This window comes from Vibrio aestuarianus (assembly GCF_028858425.1).
Lineage (GTDB): Bacteria > Pseudomonadota > Gammaproteobacteria > Enterobacterales > Vibrionaceae > Vibrio > Vibrio aestuarianus.
The window spans coordinates 458063-482858 of record NZ_JAKNYQ010000002.1 but is presented as its reverse complement, the minus strand read 5'-3'; the positions used below and the strand labels follow the sequence as shown (position 1 = coordinate 482858).

General features: G+C 42.4%; 16 protein-coding genes. 7 read left to right on the top strand and 9 right to left on the bottom strand.

Going from position 1 to position 24796, the window contains the following annotated elements; genetic code table 11:
- The first annotated feature begins 65 nt into the window (after positions 1-65).
- The 3 genes from clcA to cqsA all read left to right on the top strand — a co-directional run bounded on the left by clcA (position 66) and on the right by cqsA (position 3969).
- Positions 66-1463, top strand: a complete 1398-nt coding sequence (clcA, locus tag MCT08_RS15745) for a H(+)/Cl(-) exchange transporter ClcA (RefSeq protein ID WP_274675649.1) — start codon at positions 66-68, stop codon at positions 1461-1463.
- 165 nt (positions 1464-1628) lie between these two features.
- Positions 1629-2582, top strand: coding sequence for a TDT family transporter (locus MCT08_RS15740; protein ID WP_274675650.1), 954 nt, complete (start codon positions 1629-1631; stop codon positions 2580-2582).
- 199 nt (positions 2583-2781) lie between these two features.
- On the top strand, positions 2782-3969 hold the full coding sequence (gene cqsA, locus MCT08_RS15735) for an alpha-hydroxyketone-type quorum-sensing autoinducer synthase (protein ID WP_338062591.1): 1188 nt from the start codon (positions 2782-2784) through the stop codon (positions 3967-3969).
- 59 nt (positions 3970-4028) lie between these two features.
- On the opposite strand, the gene MCT08_RS15730 is transcribed toward cqsA, so the two are convergent.
- The 4 genes from MCT08_RS15730 to cra all read right to left on the bottom strand — a co-directional run bounded on the left by MCT08_RS15730 (position 4029) and on the right by cra (position 11645).
- Entirely contained in the window at positions 4029-6080 is a 2052-nt protein-coding gene (locus tag MCT08_RS15730) for a hybrid sensor histidine kinase/response regulator (protein ID WP_274678835.1), read from the bottom strand.
- Between the two features lie 141 nt (positions 6081-6221).
- Complete coding sequence (locus MCT08_RS15725; protein WP_274678834.1) at positions 6222-9263, bottom strand: AAA family ATPase; 3042 nt, start codon at positions 9261-9263, stop codon at positions 6222-6224.
- Positions 9263-10405 (bottom strand): exonuclease SbcCD subunit D, encoded by a 1143-nt coding sequence (locus MCT08_RS15720; RefSeq protein WP_274678833.1) that lies wholly within the window; start codon positions 10403-10405, stop codon positions 9263-9265. The genes MCT08_RS15725 and MCT08_RS15720 overlap by 1 nt, the downstream gene beginning before the upstream one ends.
- A 106-nt stretch (positions 10406-10511) precedes the next feature.
- On the bottom strand, positions 10512-11645 hold the full coding sequence (gene cra / locus MCT08_RS15715; protein WP_274678832.1) for a catabolite repressor/activator: 1134 nt from the start codon (positions 11643-11645) through the stop codon (positions 10512-10514).
- A gap of 162 nt (positions 11646-11807) precedes the next feature.
- On the opposite strand from cra, the gene fruB reads away from it, so the two are divergent.
- Genes fruB through fruA form a run of 3 tightly spaced genes read left to right on the top strand, consistent with a single transcriptional unit; the run spans position 11808 to position 15678 of the window.
- Entirely contained in the window at positions 11808-12944 is a 1137-nt protein-coding gene (gene fruB, locus MCT08_RS15710) for a fused PTS fructose transporter subunit IIA/HPr protein (RefSeq protein ID WP_171980491.1), read from the top strand.
- 10 nt (positions 12945-12954) lie between these two features.
- Positions 12955-13908 carry a 1-phosphofructokinase gene (pfkB, locus tag MCT08_RS15705; RefSeq protein WP_274678831.1) on the top strand — a complete coding sequence of 318 codons (954 nt, stop codon included), beginning with the start codon at positions 12955-12957 and terminating at the stop codon, positions 13906-13908.
- A gap of 18 nt (positions 13909-13926) precedes the next feature.
- Complete coding sequence (gene fruA / locus MCT08_RS15700; RefSeq protein ID WP_274678830.1) at positions 13927-15678, top strand: PTS fructose transporter subunit IIBC; 1752 nt, start codon at positions 13927-13929, stop codon at positions 15676-15678.
- A gap of 193 nt (positions 15679-15871) precedes the next feature.
- On the opposite strand, the gene MCT08_RS15695 is transcribed toward fruA, so the two are convergent.
- The 4 genes from MCT08_RS15695 to nrdD all read right to left on the bottom strand — a co-directional run bounded on the left by MCT08_RS15695 (position 15872) and on the right by nrdD (position 20377).
- Entirely contained in the window at positions 15872-16495 is a 624-nt protein-coding gene (locus MCT08_RS15695; RefSeq protein WP_053310639.1) for an ATP-dependent zinc protease family protein, read from the bottom strand.
- Between the two features lie 28 nt (positions 16496-16523).
- A complete protein-coding gene (locus MCT08_RS15690; RefSeq protein ID WP_053310638.1) occupies positions 16524-17705 on the bottom strand; it encodes an amino acid aminotransferase in 1182 nt (393 codons plus the stop codon).
- 62 nt (positions 17706-17767) lie between these two features.
- Positions 17768-18235 carry an anaerobic ribonucleoside-triphosphate reductase-activating protein gene (nrdG, locus tag MCT08_RS15685; RefSeq protein WP_053310637.1) on the bottom strand — a complete coding sequence of 156 codons (468 nt, stop codon included), beginning with the start codon at positions 18233-18235 and terminating at the stop codon, positions 17768-17770.
- Positions 18236-18256: 21 nt separating this feature from the next.
- Complete coding sequence (gene nrdD / locus MCT08_RS15680; RefSeq protein ID WP_168787026.1) at positions 18257-20377, bottom strand: anaerobic ribonucleoside-triphosphate reductase; 2121 nt, start codon at positions 20375-20377, stop codon at positions 18257-18259.
- Between the two features lie 293 nt (positions 20378-20670).
- Between nrdD and MCT08_RS15675 the strand changes: the two genes are divergently transcribed.
- Complete coding sequence (locus tag MCT08_RS15675) at positions 20671-21573, top strand: endonuclease/exonuclease/phosphatase family protein (protein ID WP_274678829.1); 903 nt, start codon at positions 20671-20673, stop codon at positions 21571-21573.
- A gap of 60 nt (positions 21574-21633) precedes the next feature.
- Here MCT08_RS15675 and MCT08_RS15670 read toward each other — a convergent pair whose 3' ends face one another.
- Entirely contained in the window at positions 21634-24795 is a 3162-nt protein-coding gene (locus MCT08_RS15670) for an efflux RND transporter permease subunit (RefSeq protein ID WP_171980487.1), read from the bottom strand.
- Position 24796 lies beyond the last annotated feature (1 nt).

Here is a 24796-nt window from a genome sequence, read left to right as displayed (position 1 = left end):
TGATCACATTCGAGCGTATAATTCTGCGACATCCATATATCAACGATACCCGAGGCCCATTTTAAATGACCAAAAGAGAGAAGTTAAAGCAGTCACTACTTGCTAAAGTTCCTAAAGATACCATTAACCAATTTCTCTCTAAGGAAAAAACACCATTTTCTGTTCTTTTTCTCTCTCTCATCGTCGGGATACTCGCTGGCATTGTTGGCACCTATTTTGAGGCAGCGGTGCATTTAGTTTCTGAAACACGAACCGAATGGTTAAGAAGTGAAATTGGCAATATTTTACCACTTTGGTTAGCTGCATTTCTCATTAGTGCTGCACTGGCATTCATAGGCTATTTTCTTGTTCACCGCTTTGCTCCAGAGGCTGCAGGGTCTGGTATTCCTGAAATTGAAGGAGCAATGGATGGTATGCGCCCAGTAAGATGGTGGCGTGTTCTTCCAGTTAAATTTTTCGGTGGTATGGGAGCTCTCGGCTCGGGGATGGTTTTAGGTCGTGAAGGGCCAACCGTGCAGATGGGTGGTGCAATTGGTCGTATGGTCTCCGATATTTTCCGCATCAAGAATGACGACACTCGCCATTCATTGCTGGCTTCAGGTGCTGCGGGAGGTCTAGCTGCCGCTTTCAACGCACCACTTGCTGGTATTATGTTTGTTATTGAAGAAATGCGTCCACAGTTTCGCTATACGCTAATTTCAGTACGTGCGGTCATTATCTCAGCCGTTGCGGCTAACATCGTATTTCGTATGATCAATGGTCAAGCCGCTGTTATTTATATGCCTCAGTACCAAGCGCCAGAATTAGCAGCATTATGGTTGTTTTTACTTCTAGGTGGACTATTTGGGATATTTGGCGTTCTTTTCAATAAGCTGATTACTCTCTCGCAAGATATGTTCACCAAAATACATAAAAACGATCGCAAACGGTATTTACTTACCGGTTCTTTATTGGGCGGTTGTTTTGGGCTTACATTACTTTATATCCCAGAATTGACTGGAGGCGGTATCGCGTTGATCCCTAATATCACCAACGGTGACTACGGCGCAATGTTACTCCTCTTACTATTCATTGGTCGTATTTTTACTACCTTAATTTGCTTTGGCTCTGGAGCACCTGGAGGTATTTTCGCGCCAATGTTGGCACTTGGAACTCTATTTGGCTACGCATTTGGCTTGATTGCCCAAGGTCTACTGCCTGAACTGTCTATAGACCCAGGTATGTTCGCCATTGCCGGTATGGGAGCGTTGTTTGCAGCCACAGTCCGTGCGCCAATCACAGGTATTTTGCTAGTAATAGAAATGACCAACAATTACTACTTAATTTTACCGTTAATCATCACCAGCCTTGGAGCTGTAATTTTTGCGCAAATGCTCGGTGGACAACCAATCTATAGCCAGTTACTGCACCGAACATTGAAAAACGCGAAATTACAGCAGCAAGATCTGCCACCAAAAGAGTGATAACCGACTTTAAGGATAGAAAGTCATTTGCAACCAAAGCGTTACTAACGTTACAAAACAGTCGCGTTATGTTGCACAACTTAACGATAAACTTAATAATGTCTTAGTTTGTTGTCGTCTAAAACATAGGTCGTTTTAGAACAAATTAAGATATGGAGTTTATCGTTGAATTGGAAAAGGTTAGTCCAGGTACAAAACACCCCACCTTCACAAGCCGCCCTTGCTTTGGGCGTGGTCAGCCTTGGGCAAGCATGGGCATTGTACATTCCACAAATTGGCATAAGCATTCGTCCATACTTGGCAGCTATTGGGGCATTGCTTTTACTGCCTGTATTAGTGAAATATTTTAGTAGTTTTAGAACCTTCATTACGGATATTCGCCACCCGCTATCCGGCAGCTTGATGGCCCCAATGAGTATGACATTACTTATTCTGTGTGACTACCTAGCTCTGATATCGCCACTCATTGCCTATCCTATTTGGTTCTCTGCCCTGTTGCTTCATTTAACAATGATGATACTATTTTTTAGTTTTCAGATAGTTAACTTCAAAATATCCAATATTGTCCCAAGTTGGTTTCTTTACCCCGTTGGGGTAATCAGTAGTTCTTTAGCTGGCACTCAGTTTGGGCATACTTTATTCTCCGAAACATTGGTAACTGTCTGTATTGCTATCTATTTTTTCATGCTACCACTTATCCTTTACCGTCTTGTATTCGCAGGAATGCTGCCTAAGCGGGCACGACCAACGCTCGCTATAATGGCGGCCCCAATCAATCTCACGCTTGCAACCTATTTAGTTAATTTTCCTGCACCAGACCCAATATTAACCGGAGCACTTGCTGGTATTGCTATCACAATGACCCTACTTATTTATCTTTGCTATATTCGGTTGTTAAGGCTGAAATTCCAACCATCGATTGCGGCAGTAACATTTCCATCAGTAATCAGTGCAATTGCCATGCATCGCCTAACCACTTTTTTCCAAGCTGAATATCCTCAGTGGTATTGGCTACACAGATTTGGATTATTTGAATTAAGTATTGCTAGCATTTTGGTGGTATGGGTATCCATTGGCTATATTAAAATGTACTGGCCTGAAATTCAGCCTAAAAAATAACAGCCTTGAATTAATAAATCCATATGAATATATTAATTCAAGGCTTGATAAGCCTAATTAATTAAGCACGATATAAAAGACACTATATCTTATATTGTAATAACAAACAAAACAATAAACATTCGATAGTGACAAATTAAAAACCAAAGTCAATATATCCTTTGTCAGCTGGCATTAAATTTAAAATCATACAAAGGATATAACAATGAACACAAACAAGTGGAAATGCAACCTGCCCACATTTATCCAGTCTAGAATTAACTATTTTATCAATGATTTGATAAATAGCAATGATAATGGCAAACATCTCGTCCTAGGGAAGCGTCCTATTAAGAATGACATCATATTGCAAAGTAACGACTATTTAAGCCTTGCTGATCATCCATTGATTAAAGCACGGTTAAAGAATGCAATTGACAAAAGTCATGATAGCATTTTTATGTCTGCTATTTATCTTCAAGATGAAGAGACGAAACCTTATCTAGAGACTCAACTAGCCCAATTTATTGGATTTGATAGCTGCTTGTTATCTCAGTCAGGGTGGAATGCTAATATCGGGCTTTTACAAGCCATATGTGCACCACAAGGTAATGTTTATATTGATTTTTTCGCGCATATGTCGATGTGGGAAGGTGCTCGTTACGCAAATGCTAACATTCACCCTTTTATGCATAACAACTGTGCACACTTAGCGAAATTGATTGCTCGTCATGGCCCAGGACTGATTGCGGTGGATTCCATATATAGTGCCATTGGTACCGTTGCACCACTAGAAGAGTTAGTTGCAATCGCTAAGCAAAACGATTGTGCCATTTTAGTCGATGAATCACATTCGCTAGGTACTCATGGAGAGCAAGGTTCAGGGCTTGTCAGTCAACTTGGGTTAACGGAGAAAGTTGATTTTATTACAGCCAGCCTTGCTAAAACTTTTGCCTATCGAGCGGGAGCAATTTGGGCAAATAATAATGTTAACCTGTGTATACCATTTGTCGGTTACCCTGCTATTTTTAGCTCAACAATATTACCTTACGAAGTCGAAGCATTACATGCGACATTAGAGATCATTAAAGCAGCCAACGCTAAAAGAGAGCATCTACATCGCATCGCGAAAAAACTACGCTCAGGATTAAATGAAATTGGATTGAATATCAGGAGTCAATCGCAAATCATTGCACTAGAAACTGGAGATGAAAGAAATACTGAAAAAGTCAGAGATTATTTAGAGAACAATGGAATATTTGGTGCTGTATTTTGTCGTCCAGCAATATCAAAGAATAATAATGTAATTCGATTATCATTGAATAGTAACATAACTGATAAACAAATTGATAGAATTTTGACTATTTGTGCGTTGGTAAAAAATGATGATAATTTATATTTCAAATAATATTATAATTTAAATATAAGCTAACCTTAATAATCCTAACCCCTAGAATACTCTTGGGGTTATATCCATCGACCTAATTTACTAAGTAATAAATCTTTATCTGCAGGCTTTAATATATGATCATTCATACCTGACGTGCGAATTTTATCAAGTGTTGCTGAGCTAGTATCCCCTGTATATCCGATAATAGGGATATTTTTATATGGCGTAGATCCAGAACGAATCAATGAGGTAGCTTCAATACCATCCATAATTGGCATTTCTATATCCATAAAGATTAAATCTATAGGATTACTCTCAAGCATAGCCATTGCATTTTTACCGTCACTGGCTTGCAATACTTCAAATCCTTGCTTTTCTAGTAATAAAGCGGTGAAGCTGCGCAAAGAATGATTATCGTCGACAAGTAGTATGCGCTTTTCATAATCATACCGCTTAGCTGGTATCTGATTTTTGTCCATCATTAACTCTGAGCTTTCAAACATCAACTGTTCAATGATTGCAGCACCACCCAGTAATAACTTGTGCTTTTCAACGGGGTAAATAGTTAAATGGCGATCCATATTTAAAGCATAGTCTTGATTTTGATCGTACAAATAACAAATTTTCGCTTCTGTGAAGTGCAATTTTGACTCTAGTTTTGTCAGGTACTCTGGAGACTCGTTGAGTATTTCCAAATCTACGATGATTAAATCAAACTCAAACTCGAATTCCTCTTTTTCCAAGGCGTCATCTGGCTCAATATTATTCAAACGAAACCCAAGATAAAATGATTTTTCACTCAAATATCGGTTCACCATGCTGGTTCTTCCAATATACAATAACGTCTTAGACTTCATGAGATCTAATTTAATATGTGCAACTTTTTCTGAAGTATAACGTGGGAAGGTTAAGGTAAACTCAGTCCACTCCCCTAATATCGAGCGACAACTAATACTACCTCCAAAAGCTTTCATTACTTTACGGCAAAATGGCAAGCCTAATCCATAACTGCCATTTTTACCAAAAGTATAGAAGTCTTTAAAAATATCTTCTAACAAGTGTTCTTCAATACCGATCCCATTATCTTTGAATAAAATAGTATGCTGATCACCTTGATTTTTTAAAGTGATATGGATGCTAAATGAATCACCATTCTGATAATAAAATGCATTTTTTAACAAATTATATAGGGTGTATTTTAAAAGCGTACTACTGCCAAAAAATTCAAAATCATCAATCACTTCAAGAGTGACCGATTGCTTATCTTCAGCTTTTTTATAAGAAAAACTGTGTAATGCTTCTTCTACCACAATTTGTGCAGAGATCTTTTTAAAAGTAGATGCTGAAACTCTATTTTTATCTATCGAAGTCAACAACAAATCGATCGTATCATTGCCTGAACGAATCACTTCATCTGCATCATTCAATAGCTCTCTGATAAGAGTCAGATCTTTAGCTGGTAACGGATACACTTCCTTTTTTGATTCATTCGAATTAGGCAAAACAGAACTTAGCACTTCCATTGAGGTTTTTAACGCACTGAGAGGGTTTCTCATTTCATGGGCAATCCCAGCACCAAATGATTTAGCAATGGAAACTTTCGCTTCATGCTCGATTTGATTGCGGAAGTAGAATAAATTGCCAAATACGTAAGTGAATAAGAAGATAGGAATGTAAGGCCATTCAACGATCACAGTTGGTTGAACTAGCATTATTTTATACACGGTAAAATAAGCGCACACTAAGGCAATAACGGCTTGTATTAGCATCACTTTAGTTTCATGTACTAACAAAATATGCAAAAAGATTGAGGCCATAAACGACATTGCCCAAATGGTCGACCAATCATTCATTAACATCATATAGCCAAAAAAGAATGGCAGACAAAAACCTATAACGAACAAGTAATGATAAGGCGCATAACGTTGAATATGCTTGGGAAATACATTTCGAAAAGCAATACTTGCAAATAAGATCGAACAAACACCACGCAGAAGAATACTTTCGTAAGGTTGCGGGAATAAATAGGTCCAAACGAAATAATAAATTGGGAAGCCAACAAACCCCATCCAACCAACGAGGGTCAAATTAGGTTCAGCATATTGGTATATTTTTTTAACAACTTCCATATAACCTTACCAAGTTGGCCTGTCTATTTTCAAAATCATCATTTGTGTCTCCCTATCTATCTAGCCTATGGATAAGTGACACGTGGTTTAACGATCTCTATTTAGCACTATCTTGTATCAAGATAGTTAATACCACACACATTATGCAACAAGTTTTATCGAGCTACCTGTGTTTCTTGTCACATCAACATCGATGCGCAGCGCAATTTGCTCTTTTAATTCGCTAACATGAGAAATAATACCTATCGTGCGACCGCCTTGTTGTAAATCGACGAGTGTTTGGATCGCTAGATCCAACGATTCGGGATCCAAACTGCCAAAGCCTTCATCGATAAATAACGTATCCAGTTTGATACCACCGCTGTACGACTGAACCACATCAGATAAACCAAGCGCTAAACATAATGCAGCCATAAATGATTCACCTCCTGACAACGTGGCAACATCACGCCATTTCCCTGTGTAGCCATCTTCGACCATTAAATCGAGCCCAGAGCCTGCATTACCTTTGGCTCTTTCTTCTTTGCGCTTCAATAGATAGCGCCCTTTACTCATGATCTGCAGCCTCATTGAGGCTTGGATGAGCACATCATCTAACAACACACCAAGAACAAAACGATGTAAACTAACTTTAGCACCCGTTTTGCCATTAGCGATATCACTTAAGGTACCAACCACTTGATATGACTTTTCTAGTGCCTCGTTTTTCGCGTACAAAATAGCGATTCTTTCTTTGACACCTTGGTAACTGTCCATTTTTGAACGTAATTCAGCTAACGTGTTGAATGCCATTTGCTGCTGTTGTACAGCTTGCTCAACAACCAAGGTATAATCTTCTACATTAGGCTGCTTTTTATCTCGTAACTCATTGGCTAAGGCTTGTAGTTGCCCTTTGAACGTTGCACTCGCATCATCAAATTGTTTGATTCGACGATCAAGTTGCTCAAGCTGCGCAGGTGCTAAACGAGCTTGTAAGTAATGTGCTTCATGATCAAAACTGCTGTCCTCAAGAGCGAGCAGCCACTCCGACTGAGCCTTACTCAGTGATTGTTGGCATTTTTGTCGTTGTTCAGCAGCACTACTCTGCGCCGACTCCGTACCAGAAAATTGTGCGCTAGCTTGAGTGTAATTTTCTTTAGTTTCAACATCTAAGCGGTGTAGATTTTCTAATTGCAGCTCGGACTGCAACACAACACCATCTAAATATGACTTATCAAGGTATTGTTGAGGAATGCTTTGGTTACAGCTATCGACTTCAGTTTGCTCTTTCGCTACCGCGATCTTAGCGCCTTCCACTTTCTGCTGTTGTTCATCAAAATTCTGTTTCGCTTTTATCTGTTGCTGCTCGAGCGCATTGATGTGCTGTGCTAATTGGTCTGGATTGAGCTGCTCAAGTTGAATAATTTGCTGCTGTAATTGGTTCTGATATTGAAGCAATTGCTCTAAACTTTGTTCCTTCACCGTTAATTGTGCCACAAACCCTTGCAGCTGCTGCTCTAGCAAAGCCACTTGCGTTTCACTGTGCTGCTGACGTTTAAGGATTGCTTGCTCATTAATCAGTTGCTGTTGTTGAGCTTCTCTTGCTTGTTGAACTTGATCTTTAGTCACCGTATCTTCGGAAAAACTGGCGAGATGAGGATGCTCGCAACTGCCACACACAGGACAAGCATCTCCTTGTTCTAGATTACGAGCCAATTCCGCAGCTTGATTAGTATGCCAAATCATCTCCAGCCTATCGGCATGCCTTTTCGCTTGTTGTGTCATTTGTTGCGCTTGTTCAACTTGTAACAAGATTTGCTTTAGCTGCGCATTTTCAGCACTCAGCTTTTGTGTTGTTTGTTCTATTTTGTGGTGAACATCAATCAATACATTGATATTGCTAAGCTCTAAACGCTTGGTGCTTAACTCTGCCAATTGTTGACCAACATGCTCTAGCTCTTTGCGTTTATCAACTATTTGTTGCTCAAACTGAGTGAGCGCAGCTTGCAGGTTATGCTTATTTTGGGTCGCAATATCAACATCGCGCAGCGCTCTCTGTAATGCTTGCTGATGACTATCGCGTTCAATTAGCTTTGTTTTGATCACATTCAAGTCGTATATTTTCTTTGTCAGACTTGGAATGACTTTTATTTGTTCGGTGACACGTTGTTGCTCTGTTTTCGCTTCAAGCAAATACTGCTTTGCCGCTGAAAACGCTTTTTCTTTTTCGATCAATACACCATTGGCTTCTTCCAATTGGCGTTGAGAAGCAAGAAAAGTGTTGTAGAGCGAGTCTAGGTGAGTCGCTTTCAACGCATTTTGGCGCTGCAATCGTAACCTATCTATCTCCTCTGTTTGCGAAAGATGAACCGCTTGCTGCTCTAGCAATGTATGCTGCATCTGAAATTGTTGTGCTAAAACTTGAGCACTTTTTTGCTCGGCTCTGATGACCTCAAGTGCTTTTTGACTGTTTTGGTAGGCCAACTGAGCGCTTTCTAGTTCAGGCTTGAGCGATTCAATACTCTCTTGCAGTTGCTGTTCGCTATCCACATTAGCAACGTCCAGAGCACCTTTGATTTGGTTATCAAATTCTTCTTTCTCTTTACGAATACCTGCTGCTTTATCAAAAAGCGCACGCTCAATTTGGCTGTAAATATGGGTTTGGAATAATTGACCGAAAATTTGCTCACGTTCTTTAGAATTTGCCGTCAATAGTTCGCGAAATTTTCCTTGTGGAATAACCATCACTTGTCGAAACTGTTTAACATCCAAGCCAATCAGATCGACCATTGCTTTAGCCACCGGATTCGGGCGATTGGCCAGCAGTTTTAGCTCATCATCAACCAGTTCGTATAACGAGGCAGCATGTGCTTTTTTCGTTGTACCTTCACCGCGCTTTTTGGGCACCTCTTGGTCAGGAGAACGCACCACTTGGAAAGTTCGACCACCCAATTCAAAGCGATAAATAATTTCGGTAAAAGTATGAGGGTCAGCATAGTCACAACGCATCTGGTCACCCGTACGTTCACTGCCCGTCGTTTCGCCGTATAACGCATAGCAAATAGCGTCCAGCAACGAGCTCTTTCCTGCCCCGGTAGGCCCATTGATCAGAAATAATGGAGATGCTCCCAAAACGGTAAAATCAACGATTTCTTGTTTAGCAAAAGGGCCGAAAGCTTGCAAAGTCAACTTCAATGGACGCATTACCGTTCAACTCCTGGTTTTAATGCTTGGATAACTTCAACCACAGCTTGTTCTTGAGCAGGTGTCAATGCCTCTTGTTTCGCTTCTAAAAAGAAATCTCGAAACATATCAACTTCACCACGTGCAAGACGAGCACGCCTCATCTCCTGATCCACACCAATCAGCATACCCGGTTTTTCAAGATGCAATACATTGGGGTATGACTTACGAAGTTTCTCCATAGGGTCAAGTATCGCGTGTTTATCCGTTAAACGAACCAATACATAATCATGGCTGTTTGGATCGGTCTTACCCTGTTCAATCACCTCATCCAGTTCGCCTTCAATAATTCGCATACTATGAGGAGCACTCAGCGGGACGTGGGTTGCACTTACAAAACCGTTGCTATCCAATTCAACCAGTGTTGCACCTTTCTTTTGGTGTTGCTCGGAAAAACTGTATTTCATCAACGAGCCAGAATAACGAATGTACTCTTCACCTTTTTTCTGTGGCTGATGTAAATGTCCAAGAGCAACATAATCAAATGGCGTGAAATGTTCATGGCTGACGCGATCCGAACCACCAATTGATAAAGGACGTTCAGATTCAGACTCGATTGCTCCGTCGACGAAGCAATGACTGATCAAAACATGGCGTTGTGTTGTGTCCCATTGTTCGGTGATTTGTGTAGCAAGATATTGATGGGCTTCGTTGTGATCAGCCACTGACACTGAAAAATGGTGACGAACCGATTCGGGGTCGTTATACGGTATTCCGTAAAAAGCGACTTCGCCTGACAATGCTGTTCGCAACACCACAGGGTGCATCATCTGCTCAAAATTACTGATGATGTGTAGGCCGGAATGCTGCATCTGCTTAGCCGCAAAACCAAGCCGTTTCGCACCGTCATGGTTGCCAGGGATGAGAATCATCGGGATACTTAAGTCATGACATACACGCGTCACCACGTCATCTAACAATTCAATCGCAGAGGTTGGCGGCACAGAACGATCATAGATATCCCCCGCCACGACCAAAGCATCGACCGGGTTATCTTGTAAGTACGTAATCAATTGGTTGAGTACGTCTCGTTGATCGTCTAATAGAGACACATTATGGAATTGTCGGCCGAGATGCCAGTCAGAGGTGTGAAGAAACTTCATTCCAACCCTAAAATACAGTGGTACGCGTCGCTCTATGATACCCGATTAGCAAAGAAATGCGATCTAACAGCTCTCAAAACTTGTCCGCTAGAGGCATTGTTTGTCGTTACGCAGATCGCACCTTCAATTTTCGAGGTATTAATTCAATGCCCGATTGATAACGCTTTGCTGAAGCGTTTAATGCAAGGGCTAATGCGCTGTCTGCAATGAGTTCAAATTGCTGTGGCAATGAGTTAATTTTGAACGGTAGAAAATCAAGTAATCGATTGTCACCAAAAGTAGACAACTTAACTTTATTGACCAATTGAGGTTGCTCGAGTAACACATCGAGGATTCCCTCTAACAAAGTATAAGAGGTCGCAACAATAGCATCTGGCATTTGATCGTTCTCTAGCCAATTCAATACCACTTTTTTGCCTTCTTCACGGTTAAAGTGTTCGCCATAACCTACAATGCTTGCAATATTTTGGCTACGTAGCGCCGACTCAAAGCCTAATTGACGTTCTTGAGAAATATTAAGTTCTGGCAATGCGCCAACCAGTCCTACGGTTTTTATCTCTTGGTTAAGTAAAGAATGGGTCAATTCATAAGCAGCGCTAAAATCTTCGCTGATAACACAAGCAAAAAATTCATCATCTAACGGGCGGTCAATTGCAATGACTGGCGTACCTGCATTTTGTAATTTTTGATAAAAATCACTGGCATTAGGAATTGCGCTAGCAACAAAAAGCGCCTCAATTCGACGAGAAACTAAGGCATCCGCAACCGACATTTCAGTTTGAACGTCATCATCAGAACAGGCGATCAAAATTTGGTAGCCCGCCTGGCGAGAGTTTTGCTCAAGCAATTTAGCTAAACGAGCGTAACTGGTGTTTTCGAGATCAGGAATAATCAACCCAAACGATCGGCTATTGCCAGCTCTTAATGCAGAGGCAGCATGATCTGGGCGATAGTTATGAGCATTGACCACGTCCATCACTTTTTGCTGTGTTTTTTCACTAATTCGATACTTCTGAGCTTTGCCATTAATTACATAACTGGCCGTGGTTTTAGAAACACCAGCCAACTTGGCTATTTCATCTAGTGTCATATCAACTACTCTTATTATGTGCGTCTGATCATAGAAACAATCATTCGTTCTCTGATGAGGTTGAATTATACGCTGAATCGATTCAGTATTAAAGCTGAAAGGATTCAGCAAAACAAAGAAATGATAAACAGCACGACATTTAGTACTCATTTCAATCAACAGCACCATTTTTTTGATAATAAATGCGTTTGCTGAATTTTTTTGGACTGAAAGCTGAATCGATTCAGCCTGATGAAATACGATTATTAAACTATTACTGATTTTATTTCTATTAGTGATAACGAATAAGCCGCAAGGCAACAAGGGGCCAACATGCTGCAACTCACCTCAAATAATATTAAATTGAGCCAATCGCAAGCCAATAAACAAGATGCGATTCGAGCTATCGCTGCCGATCTTGCTGAAAAAGGACTGGTCGATTCTGGCTATGTTGAAGGAATGCTCAACCGCGAAGCACAGAATTCTACGTTCCTTGGCAATGGTATCGCTATTCCACACGGAACTACTGACACACGTTCATTGGTTAAACAGACAGGTGTGGCTGTTCATCATTTTCCTTCAGGTGTTGATTGGGGGGATGGTAATACGGTTTATGTTGCTATCGGTATCGCAGCAAAATCAGACGAACATTTAGGTATTCTTAAACAACTTACCAAAGTACTTTCAGCCGATGGCGTGGAAGAAAAACTAAAGCAAGCAAGAACCGAAAACGACGTTATCGCTTTACTTAATGGTGAAGTTCAATTTGAGACTGATTTTGATGCATCTCTTATTCAACTACTTTTCCCTGCCAGTGATATGGTGCAACTGAGCGCGGTTGCTGGTGGCTTGCTGCGCAACACCGGTTGCGCTGAAAATGACTTTGTTGCGGAACTGGTGACTAAAGAACCGACACATTTAGGCAAAGGTTTATGGCTAGTCAGCAGTGATAAGTCCGTGAAGCGTACGGCGATGGCTTTTGTCTCCACAGCTAATGCTTGCGAATACAACCAAATTCCAGTTAAAGCATTGATTGCACTTGCGGCATGTAACAGTGCTCACCAAAATATACTGAGTAAAATTTCACAACTGATCTTCCAACAACAGCAAGATACTTTACTCAATGCAACGACTGAGCAACTTTTAGCGTTCTTCAACAATGAAGAAACAGCTACTGCTGAAGAAAGCAACTCTGGAAACGTAGCGGTATTCAAAATTAAGAATGCTCACGGTCTGCATGCTCGCCCCGGTGCAATGTTGGTTGCAGAAGCGAAAAAATTTGAGTCGGCCATTAAGGTCTCCAATCTTGATGGTGACGGTAAAGTTGTGAACGCAAAAAGTTTGATGAAAGTGATTGCGCTTGGTGTCAAGCATGGCCATCAACTTCAATTCTCAGCAGAAGGTCCAGACGCGGCTCTGGCCTTAGAATCCATCGGTAAAGCGATTGCTTCTGGCTTAGGTGAAGGTTGAGGGCATAATTATGACCAATAAAGTTGTCACTATCACTCTCAACCCAGCACTTGATTTAACTGGTAGCCTGAACACACTCAATACCGGCTCTGTTAGCTTGGTTGAGCAAGGTTCACTTCATGCCGCAGGTAAAGGCGTAAACGTTGCAAAAGTACTGAGTGATTTAGGTGCTCAAGTGACCGTCACGGGCTTTCTTGGCAGTGATAATCAAGAAATGTTCTGTCAGTTATTTGAAGAAATAGGCGCAAAAGATGAGTTTGTCCGTGTTGATGGTTCAACTCGAATCAACGTTAAATTGGTAGAAGCCTCCGGTGAAGTGAGTGATATCAATTTCCCTGGTGTTGCTGTCACACCAGTTGCTATTGAACAGTTTGAACGAACACTACTAAGACTTGCCGAGGATCATGATTTCTTTGTGTTAGCGGGTAGTTTACCACAAGGCATCTCACCTGCGCTTTGTGCATCATGGATTGAAAAACTGCACTCTATGGGTAAAAAAGTGCTGTTTGATAGCAGCCGTGAAGCCCTCAAAGCAGGCCTAGATGCACATCCTTGGCTTATCAAACCGAATGATGAAGAGTTGTCTCAATTTGTCGGACGAGATCTTCACTCACCAGAACAATGTCAACAGGCTGCCGCGCAACTCGCTGAGAAAGGTATCGACAATATTGTGGTTTCCATGGGCGCTAATGGTGTGATGTGGCTCAATCAAAACCAATGGCTACATGCGAAACCACCCCGCATGCAAGTAGTCAGCACTGTGGGTGCGGGAGATACACTCGTCGCCGGACTTTGCTGGGGACACATGCAAAACATGGAAAAAACTCAGCTACTCACATTCGCTACAGCACTTTCTGCACTTGCTGTCACTCAAGTGGGCGTTGGTATGTCAAACCCTGAACAATTAGAAACCCTACAACAACAAATCCAATTACAACCCGTTAGTCAAAGTGCTAACTCATAAGGACAGAAGGTCGTAACTATGAATATTGCCATTATCACTGCATGCCCTAGTGGCGTCGCAAACAGCATTATCGCTGCCGGATTACTTGAACAAGCAGCAAAATCCCTTAATTGGACTGCTAACGTTGAATGTCATTCAAGTGTCATTCAAGGTAATACGCTCTCCGATAGTGACATTACTAACGCAGACGTCGTTATTATTGCGGCAAACACACCGCTAGATACTACTCGCTTCATCGGCAAAAAAGTGTATCAAAGTGAGATTTCCGCTTGTACCTCAGATCCTAGTGCTTTTTTGAACAAAGCGGTAAACGAAGCGACTGAACTAACCGCGCAAACTGCTACCACTTTATCGGCTCCTGTTGCGACAAATACTGCAGCCAATGCCATTAAAAAGATTGTTGCAATTACGGCTTGCCCAACAGGTGTCGCTCATACATTTATGGCTGCAGAGGCTTTGGAAGAACACGGTAAGCGCCTTGGCCACCAAATTAAGGTTGAAACCCGCGGTTCAGTCGGTGCAAAAAATCAATTAACAACCGAAGAAATTGCTGATGCTGATCTGGTTATCATTGCAGCAGACATTGAAGTACCACTTGAACGCTTTAATGGCAAAAAATTGTACAAAACCAGCACCAGCCTTGCACTGAAGAAAACCGAGCAAGAAATTACTAATGCCTTTAATCAAGCGGCTACTTACACGCACTCTTCATCAGCCAATAGTAATCAAACTGAAGAGAAAAAAGGTGTTTACAAACACTTGATGACTGGTGTTTCACACATGCTTCCAGTCGTGGTCGCAGGTGGTTTGATCATCGCGCTATCCTTTGTTTTCGGTATAGAAGCGTTTAAAGAAGAAGGCACATTAGCCGCCGCGTTAATGACTATTGGTGGTGGTTCTGCCTTTGCTTTGATGATCCCTGTACTTGCGGGTTTCATTGCGTTTTCTATTGCAGACCGCCCTGGCCTTGCTCCTGGTTTGATTGGCGGTATGTTGGCAAGCTCTACTGGCGCTGGTTTCCTTGGCGGTATTGCAGCCGGTTTCATTGCCGGTTACTCAGCCAAATTTATTGCTGATAAAGTCTCATTACCTCAATCAATGGAAGCATTGAAACCAATTCTAATCATTCCATTTATTGCGACTTTGATTACTGGCTTGGTAATGATTTACGTCGTCGGTGGTCCTGTAGCTGGTATCATGACAGCAATGACAGAGTTCCTGAACAACATGGGTTCTGCTAACGCGGTCTTACTCGGTGTTATTCTTGGTGCGATGATGTGTTTCGACCTCGGTGGCCCAATCAACAAAGCGGCTTACACTTTTGGTGTTGGTCTATTGGCTTCACAAACTTACGCCCCGATGGCTGCCATCATGGCCGCCGGTATGGTACCTGCATTGGGTATGGGTTTAGCAACCTTCCTAGCGAAAGATAAATTTGAAGCGGGTGAACGTGAAGCAGGTAAAGCCTCATTTGTTCTTGGCTTATGCTTTATCTCTGAAGGTGCTATCCCATTTGCAGCGAAAGACCCAATGCGAGTCATCCCTGCATGTATGGCGGGTGGGGCATTAACAGGTGCGCTGTCTATGCTGTTTGGTGCTAAATTGATGGCTCCACATGGCGGTCTGTTTGTACTACTAATCCCAAATGCAATCACACCAGTATTGATGTACCTAGTTGCCATTGCAGCAGGTACCGCAGTGACAGGCTTTGGTTACGCTTTCTTGAAAAACCGTGCTAAAGCGGATGATAAGTCTGCTGCAACCGCTTAAAAGCGATGAGATTGAACCAGTGAGCAGCATGCTGCTCACTTATTTTTTTCTTAGTCCCCCTCGACTAACTTGCCAGTGAATGGCTCCTTTCACTGGCTTTTTTATGTCTGTAACTCCCTTTAATTACGTAATAAAAAAACCAGCAACAGAGTGCTGGTCTATTTAATGCATTAATAAGACAGAAAATAAGTCGTTACTTATGCTTGTCCTGGACGTATTTACGGCTCACATCAACAACGGCAACATCTTTAAAGAAGCTGCGCCCCAATAACAACGGAAATGTTAAGTGAGTGCGGTCGGCCAACGTAAATTCCGTTCTCTCTTTAAGATCACCGATTTCTATCCATGCCACTACCACGGCACGCTGTTGTGTACCTTCAGCACTAGATTGACGGATATTCACCCAACGCTCAACTGGTAAGCTGATCTCGTCACTTTTAACATTATCATGCTCAATTCTGAACTTAACCCAATCTTTCCCGTCGCGCTCAAAGTTAACAACATCAACCGCACTGATTGAAGAAGTCGTCGCGCCTGTATCAACACGCGCTCTGAAATTTTCGTTTAAGCCGGGGACATACACCCACTCTTTTTCACCCAGAATCAACTTGCCATCTGACGTTTTTTTCGCCTTGAGGACAATCGCTGGTTTTTCGACCGGCTTTTCAGCCGGTTTCGTTTGCTGTTCAGTTTCTGGTTTGGGTTGTTCAACTTTAGGTTTTTGCTCCGGTTCAACGGGTATTTGGCTGGTAGTACTACACGCCATTAAACTGCCACTGAGCATTAAAGGAACAATAACTTTCCATTGCTGTTTCATTCATTCACCTAATCAAACTGATAAAAATTTAAGAGATGTTTACTATCGCTTCTGCTACATAAGGAATGTGTTTTTCAGATAGACCTGCAATATTAATTCGACCATCCCCCACCCCATAAATACCATATTGCTCACGTAGCTGAGTCATCTGGTCTACAGTAAAGCCTAGCACAGTAAACATGCCCTTGTGACTTTCGATAAAGTCGAATTGTGAAGTATTATGTTGATTTCTCAATTGATTACACAAGGTTTTACGCAGGTTTAACAAACGCTGCTGCATTTCACTTAACTCTTGCTTCCAAATTGCAGTTAACTCTTGATTTTGCAAAATCGTTTTCACCAATGCTGCGCCATGGTCAGGTGGCATGGTGTACGTGGAACGCGCTAGCGTCAGAAGTTTGCCTTTTGCATTCGCCACATCTTGCGCATTTTTACCCACAACAATGGCCGCTCCCGTCCGTTCACGATACAGGCCAAAGTTTTTCGAACATGAAGTAGTAATCAACATTTCTTCTATGTTATCAGCCATATAGCGAAGACCTTGAGCATCTTCTTCTAAACCATCGCCAAAACCTTGGTATGCAATATCAACAAACGGAATAAATCCGTTCTTTTGCGCAAGCTTAGTAATTTCTTGCCATGCAGCAAAATCGATATCAGCACCTGTTGGGTTATGGCAACAACCATGTAAAAGCACCACATCTTTTGGCCCTGCTTGTGCTAAATCTTCAAGCATACGTGCGGTATCTACTTGTTTAGTATCACGGCTGAAGTAAGCATAGTATCTCACTTTCAGGCCAGCGGCTTCCATTACAGGTTTGTGGTTCACATAGCTAGGATCGGTGATCCATATTGTAGTTTCAGGTTGAGCAATACGCATGAGATCGCCAAGCATTCTCAGCGCACCACTGGCACCAGGAGTTTGAATTGCAGCTACGCGATCCATCGCTGATGTTCCTGAAAGCAGTAAATTAACCATGCTTTGGTTAAACTCTTCGCAGCCAGCAAGTCCAACATAAGCTTTGGTGGTTTGTGTAGCGACAACAATGTCTTGCGCTTTAGCGATTGAGCGCATGATTGGCGTTTCACCTTGGCTATTGCGGTAAACGCCAATGCCTAGGTCAACCTTTTCAGCGCGAGGATCGTTACGATATGCAACGGATAATGAAAGTATTGGATCAAGTGTTGGTGTTGGTAAGTGTGAAAACATGAAAGTCACAACCCTTTGAAATTCAAGCAATGACCTTCACGTTAACACTAGATACAGAATTTTTACAGTCTAAATTGATGGATTATTTGATTGGAACTACCACGCCATTCCAAGCTTGGATCGGCTTTATCTTGTTCAAATTTACCATCGACTAACACATCAATATATTCAATGACTTGCTGCTGTTCATTACTGAGTTCATTTAACGTGTAGCCGGTCCATAGCCAGATATCTTTACCCTGACATTCAGCTTTAACTCGCTTAACCAAGTGTAAGATGGAAGCGACATTTTGTGGATGCAGTGGGTCTCCGCCAGACAATGACAACCCGCGACGTCTAATGCGAGTATCGTTGAGATCAGCAATGATTTGATCTTCTAATGCCGCACAATAAGCATGACCAGATCGCAAAGACCACGTTCCTTGGTTATAACACCCCTTACATTGATGTTCACACCCAGAGACAAACAGCGTGCAGCGTGTCCCTGGGCCATTGACTACGTCAATCGGGTGATATTGATGATAATGCATTGAAATCTCACTGACCCAGTATTACAGATGCTTCACGCGTCGTTTAACTTCTTCTTGCTTACCGAAGTTAAATGGGCGTGCATCTGGGCTACCCAAGTAGCCGCACACTCGACGAGTCACCGATACTTTAGAGGAATCATGGTTACCACATTTAGGGCAAGTAAAACCTTTGCTTGTACATTCAAACTCACCGGTATAACCACATTCATAGCATTCATCGATAGGCGTATTTGTACCGTAATAAGGCACGCGGCTATAGCTGTAATCCCACACATTTTCCAACGCTTCCACGTTTCTCTGCATGTTTGGAAACTCGCCATAACAGATAAATCCACCACTAGAAATGTCTGGGTAAGGCATCTCAAAGTCAATTTTATCGTACGGGTTTACTTTCTTCTGAACATCTAAGTGGAAGCTGTTGGTGTAATAGCCTTTGTCTGTGACCCCTTCAATAACACCAAACTCTTTAGCATCAATACGGCAGAAACGGCTACAAAGGTTTTCACTAGGCGTGCCGTACAAGCTAAATGCATAACCGGTTTCTTCAGTCCACAACTCTACGGCATCTTTTAAGTGTTTAATGATATTTAACGCCTGCTCGCGCAATTCACTATCGTCATACACATGCTTCTGCTGACCAAACAATGCGGTGATAGTTTCATGAACACCGATATAACCTAGTGAGATTGAAGCGCGACCATTTTTGAAAATATCCGCAATAGAATCATCAGCTTTCAAGCGCACACCACACGCCCCTTCCATATATAGGATTGGCGCAACTCGTGCTTTCACTTTTTCAAGACGGCTAATACGCGTTTCGAGTGCACGACGAGCAAGTTTTAGTTTTTCATCCAACAATGCGTAGAATTTGGTCACATCGCCACCCGCTTTTAACGCGATACGTGGTAAGTTCATGCTAACCACGCCTAAGTTGTTGCGCCCTTCGTGGAGTAACTCACCATTTTCTTCGTAAGTATTCAAGAAACTGCGACAACCCATTGGGGTTTTGAATGAACCTGTCACTTCAACCACTTTATCGTAGTTTAAAATATCTGGGTACATACGCTTAGTCGCGCACTCTAGAGCTAATTGTTTGATGTCGTAATTTGGATCTTCCGCTTTGTGGTTTAAGCCGTCTTTGATAGCAAAGACCAATTTAGGGAACACTGCGGTTTTGCGATTTTTGCCTAAACCCGCAATGCGATTTTTAAGAATCGATTGCTGGATCAGTTTTGATGCCCAGCTCGTCCCTAAACCAAAACCGAAAGTAACAAACGGTGTTTGCCCATTCGCGGTATGCAGTGTATTGACTTCGTACTCAAGCGATTGGAACGCGTCGTAACACTCTTTTTCAGTACGTGAAATAGCAAAATCTTCAGGATTATGGATATCCCACTCTTTGGCGATTTCTAAATGTTTTTCGTAACTGGTGATCACATACGGTTCAAGCACTTCATCAATACGGTTGATGGTCGTGCCACCATAAATGTGACTCGCCACTTGAGCAATAATTTGCGCAGTCACCGCCGTTGCCGTCGAAATCGATTTTGGGGTGTCAATTTCTGCATTACCCATTTTAAAGCCGTGGGTTAGCATCCCTTTCAAATCGATCAGCATGCAGTTGAACATCGGGAAAAATGGAGCGTAGTCAAGGTCGTGATAATGAATATCACCTTCGTCATGAGCCTGCACAATATCGCGAGGTAAAATGCGCGTTTTTGCATAGTGCTTAGCCACAATACCCGCTAATAAATCACGTTGTGTAGGGATCACTTTACCGTCTTTGTTGGCATTCTCATTGAGCAAATCTGCGTTGCTTTCTTCAATTAAGCCTTCAATTTCTTGTGTTAAAGCACTCTGTTTTTCACGTGCGATATCACGGTCATGGCGGTATTCAATGTATGAACGAGCTAATGCTTTATAAGGACCTTGCATTAGCTCGTTCTCTACCAGAGTTTGAATTTCAGCGATATGGACTTCATCGTAATCTTTCAGCTTTATTTCAACCGCCAGAGCAACATTTAACGCATAAATAGCGATCTCTTGGTCGACATGCTCAGCAGCACTTTCAACAGCAGATTGAATGCGATCACGGTTGAACGGGGCTCTCGATCCGTCACGTTTGATTACGATAGGTTTCACCATTTCTCCTTACCCCGAGCATACCCACAGACTTATCCACAAATACACTATATAGAGCAGTTTATTATCCGACTGACACAATATGTTGTGGCGTATTTAACGAGAACGACTACTCCAGCGTATTGATTTAGATCAACAAATAACAAGCATCGTACAAGATCAATTCGATCTTAGAGTGTTACTTCTCACTTAGAAAAGAAACGATGAAAATTGCAATTTTGGGTGATTTTTTTCTTGAATTTTCACAAAACCTGCTAGGCTAAAGGCTTAGATGAGGCAGGCAAAATATTCGTATGAAAAAATCAAAAATTCGACGTGTTTTAACGGCAGGAATACTTTTTACGATCTCTTTTTGTGGATGGGCACAAAATCTCAAATTAGCGACATGGAATATAGAGTGGTTGTCGCTGACACCGTCGGCAAAAATTACCGAGTCACAACGAACTGAACAAGATTTATCGGCTCTAAACCACCATTTTCAACATGTTGCACCCGATGTGCTGGCATTTCAGGAAGTCGATAGCCAAGAAGCAATACAGCGCGTGGTAGGGATGGAATATGATGTGCTTATCTCTGATCGCTCAAGCAAAGACAACCGCCATTATCAGTTTAACGACCAGAATCAATACACAGGTTTTGCTATACGCCAAGGCATTCCTTTTTCTGATCCTGACGATCTCAACCTCACGCCCAACAACAAGCATAAGCTTCGCTTTGCGAGCTATGTGGTTCTTTATCCAAACACTCCACGACAGATTCATTTGCTATCGGTACACCTCAAAGCAGGTTGTAGCGGAAAATACCGAGCGAACTCAGCCAACTGCACAACCTTGAAAGCACAAGGCCTAGTGCTCAATCAATGGCTATTAGAAAAAGAGCGATTGAATCAAGCCTATGTCATCCTCGGCGATTTCAATCACAACTTGGCCTACTCCAACGACTGGTTATGGCAGGTAATAACCGAGGGGACAGCTCAATCCCCACTACTGGCTAGTCAACATACAGCCGCGGTTTGTAAGGTACGCTCTAACAAAAACCCACAACAAACTCATCAGTTTCGTTCTCTGATTGATCATGTGATTGTCAGTCGCGCATTAGAAACATCACAAACTCAACAGATCACCTACCCAAGTGAGCAAGTCCTTAAATACCACTTGAGTGACCACTGTCCAATAACCAGTGTGATCGATTATTAAACTAAAAAGGCCGCCTCATTATTAAATAAGGCGGCCAACGACTAGATTGCGCATTTCATGCTAATGGTGGCAAAAACGTTTCTTCATCACCACATAGTACAGAACAGGAATCACCAGCAAGGTCAGTACCGTCGATACAAATATGCCAAAGATAAGGCTGATAGCTAGCCCATTAAAAATGGGATCATCGAGAATGAATACCGCACCGATCATTGCCGCTAACGCTGTCAACATAATCGGCTTTGCTCGCACCGCGGCCGATTGAATTACCGCTTCCGAAAATTCCATTCCGGCTTCAACCTGTTGGTTGATAAAATCCACCAGCAAAATCGAATTGCGCACGATGATCCCCGCCAGTGCGATCATCCCAATCATGGACGTGGCGGTAAACTGAGCGCCTAAAATGGCATGCCCTGGCATCACACCAATAATAGTGAGTGGAATTGGAGCCATAATAATCAAAGGCACAAGATAAGATTTAAATTGAGCAACCACCAATAAGTAGATCAAAATCATTCCCACGCCGTAGGCAATACCCATGTCGCGGAAGGTTTCATAAGTGATGGTCCATTCACCATCCCAGAATATTTCCACACCATTTAAACCCGTGGGTTGATGAATATAGTACTGCTCAACCGGTAGCCCCAACTCATCCATATTAAGTGCCATTTCAAACATGCCATATAGTGGACTATCAATTTCACCCGTCATATCAGCAACAACCATCACCATCGGTAGCAGGTTTTTATGCACAATATAGTCATCCATTTGCGTTTGACGCACTTCTACCAAATCCGATAATGGGTACGCACTGCCCGTCAAACTCCCCACTTTCATATTCAGCACTTGCTCTAAGCGAACTTTTGCCGTTTCAGTCGCTTGAATTTGAACGGGAATCGGATATTTACTGTGCTCGCTGTGCAGATAAGTGACAGGCTTTCCACCCACAGCTGTTGCCAATGCATCAACAATCGACGCATAAGGTACTTGGTAGTGAGAAGCTTTGCTGCGATCAATCACCACTTGCCATTTTTGATGAATTTCAGGCAAGTACATATCGACATCAACAATATCTGGTGTTGAACGGAAAATATCTCTTAATTGTCGCGCAGCTTGTGCTCTGATTTCAGGTGTTGGTCCATACACTTCCGCTAAGATAGGCGACCAAACGGGTGGCCCGGGTGGTACTTCGACGACCTTTACCTTACCGCCAAATCGCTGAGCAACCTCATTAAGTAATGGGCGAACTTCACTTGCAATGCTGTGACTGTCTTTATCTCGCTCTTTACGCCCAAGTAAGTTAACTTGAATATCCCCTTGGTTGGCTTGGTTACGCATAAAATAGTGACGTACAAGACCATTAAAGTTAATCGGAGCCGCCGTACCTGCATAAATTTGGTAGCCACTCACTTCTGGAACATTATTAAGCACCGCACCTAATTCAAACAACACACGTTGCGTTTTTTCAAGTGATGCACCTTCTGGCATATCAAGTACAACTTGGAACTCAGATTTATTATCAAAAGGCAGCATTTTTAAGATGACGGCTTTCGTCACTGGTAGCAAGATTGACCCAGTAATAAGAGCAAATACCCCCAACAGCAACAACCAACGATTACGCCTCTGTGACGATGAGGTTACAAAGGGGTTCATGATGCGATGGAAAATACCGCTCGCGGCTTTGCCTTCTGGATGATGTGGCGCTGATTTAAGAAATTTCCCTGCAAGCCATGGTGAAAGCACAAACGCCACCGCCAGAGAGATCAACATCCCCATCGATGCATTGATCGGAATTGGGCTCATATACGGTCCCATTAGCCCCGAAACAAAAGCCATCGGCAATAGAGCGGCAATCACTGTTAGCGTCGCTAAAATCGTCGGCCCACCGACTTCATCAACAGCAACCGGGATAAGCTCCGACAATTTATTCTTGCCCAGCGCCATATGTCGATGGATGTTTTCAACCACGACAATAGCATCGTCAACCAAAATGCCGATCGAAAAGATCAACGCAAAAAGTGAAACGCGATTGAGGGTAAAGCCCCACGCCCATGAGGCAAAGAGTGTGATCATCAACGTAACAATAATTGCAATACCAACCACTATCGCTTCACGCCAGCCCATCGCAAGCACAACTAAAATCACAACCGCTGTGGTAGCAAAAATTAATTTGGCTATTAAGGTATTACTTTTGTCAGCAGCTGTCTGGCCATAATCACGGGTAATTTCGACATTGATACCTTTAGGTATCAATTGATTCTCTAATTCAGCAACACGCGCCTCAACAACTTGAGCGACTCGCACCGCATTTTCGCCCCCTTTCTTAGCAATGGCTAGTGTGACCGCAGGATAAATGCCTTGCTTATCACTAGTCCAAACATGTTGTGTTGGGGTATCGACACCTAAGTTCACTGTAGCGACATCAGATAAATAGACTGGCGTATTGTTATGTAGCCCAACAACCAGTTGTTTTACTTCTTCTACTCGAGTTAAAAACTGACCTACCTGAATCGGAAACTGCTGATTGTCATGTGTTAACTTCAGCATAGTTGAACTGGCATTCGCCGCCGGTAAATGCTGATTAAGTTGATCTAACGTGATACCAAAGCTATTCATTTTGACGGGATCTAATCGAACATCGACAATCGTAGGTTGGCGTCCAACAGTGTAGATATCACGTGTGCCATCAATCCGCTTAAGCTCCGTTTCTAAACCATGAGCTACTTGCGTTAGTTGTTGACTATCATAAAGCCCTGACTTGTCTGATAAGGTTATGCTGACAATCGGCACATCTTCAATGCCTTTGGGTTTAATGATTGGTTCACCGACGCCGACACCGGCTGGCATCCAATCTTTATTTGAATAGAGCTTATTATAAATACGCACTACAGCTTCGTTGCGTGGTACTCCAACCTCAAAGATGGCCACAATCATTGCGCCATCAGGTTGAGAAAAAGAATAGATCTTATCAATTCCTTGAATTTCAGAAATGATCTGTTCAGCAGGATTGGTGACTAAACTTTCAACTTCCGCAGGTGAAGCGCCGGGGAAAGGGATATAAACATCGGCAAAGGTGACATCTATTTGCGGCTCTTCCTCTTTAGGGGTCACCATCACAGCGAATACACCCATCAACAACCCAACCAAAGCTAACAAAGGGGTCATTGCTGAATTCTGGAATGCTTTTGCTATTCGACCTGAAATGCCTAAACGATTATCCATA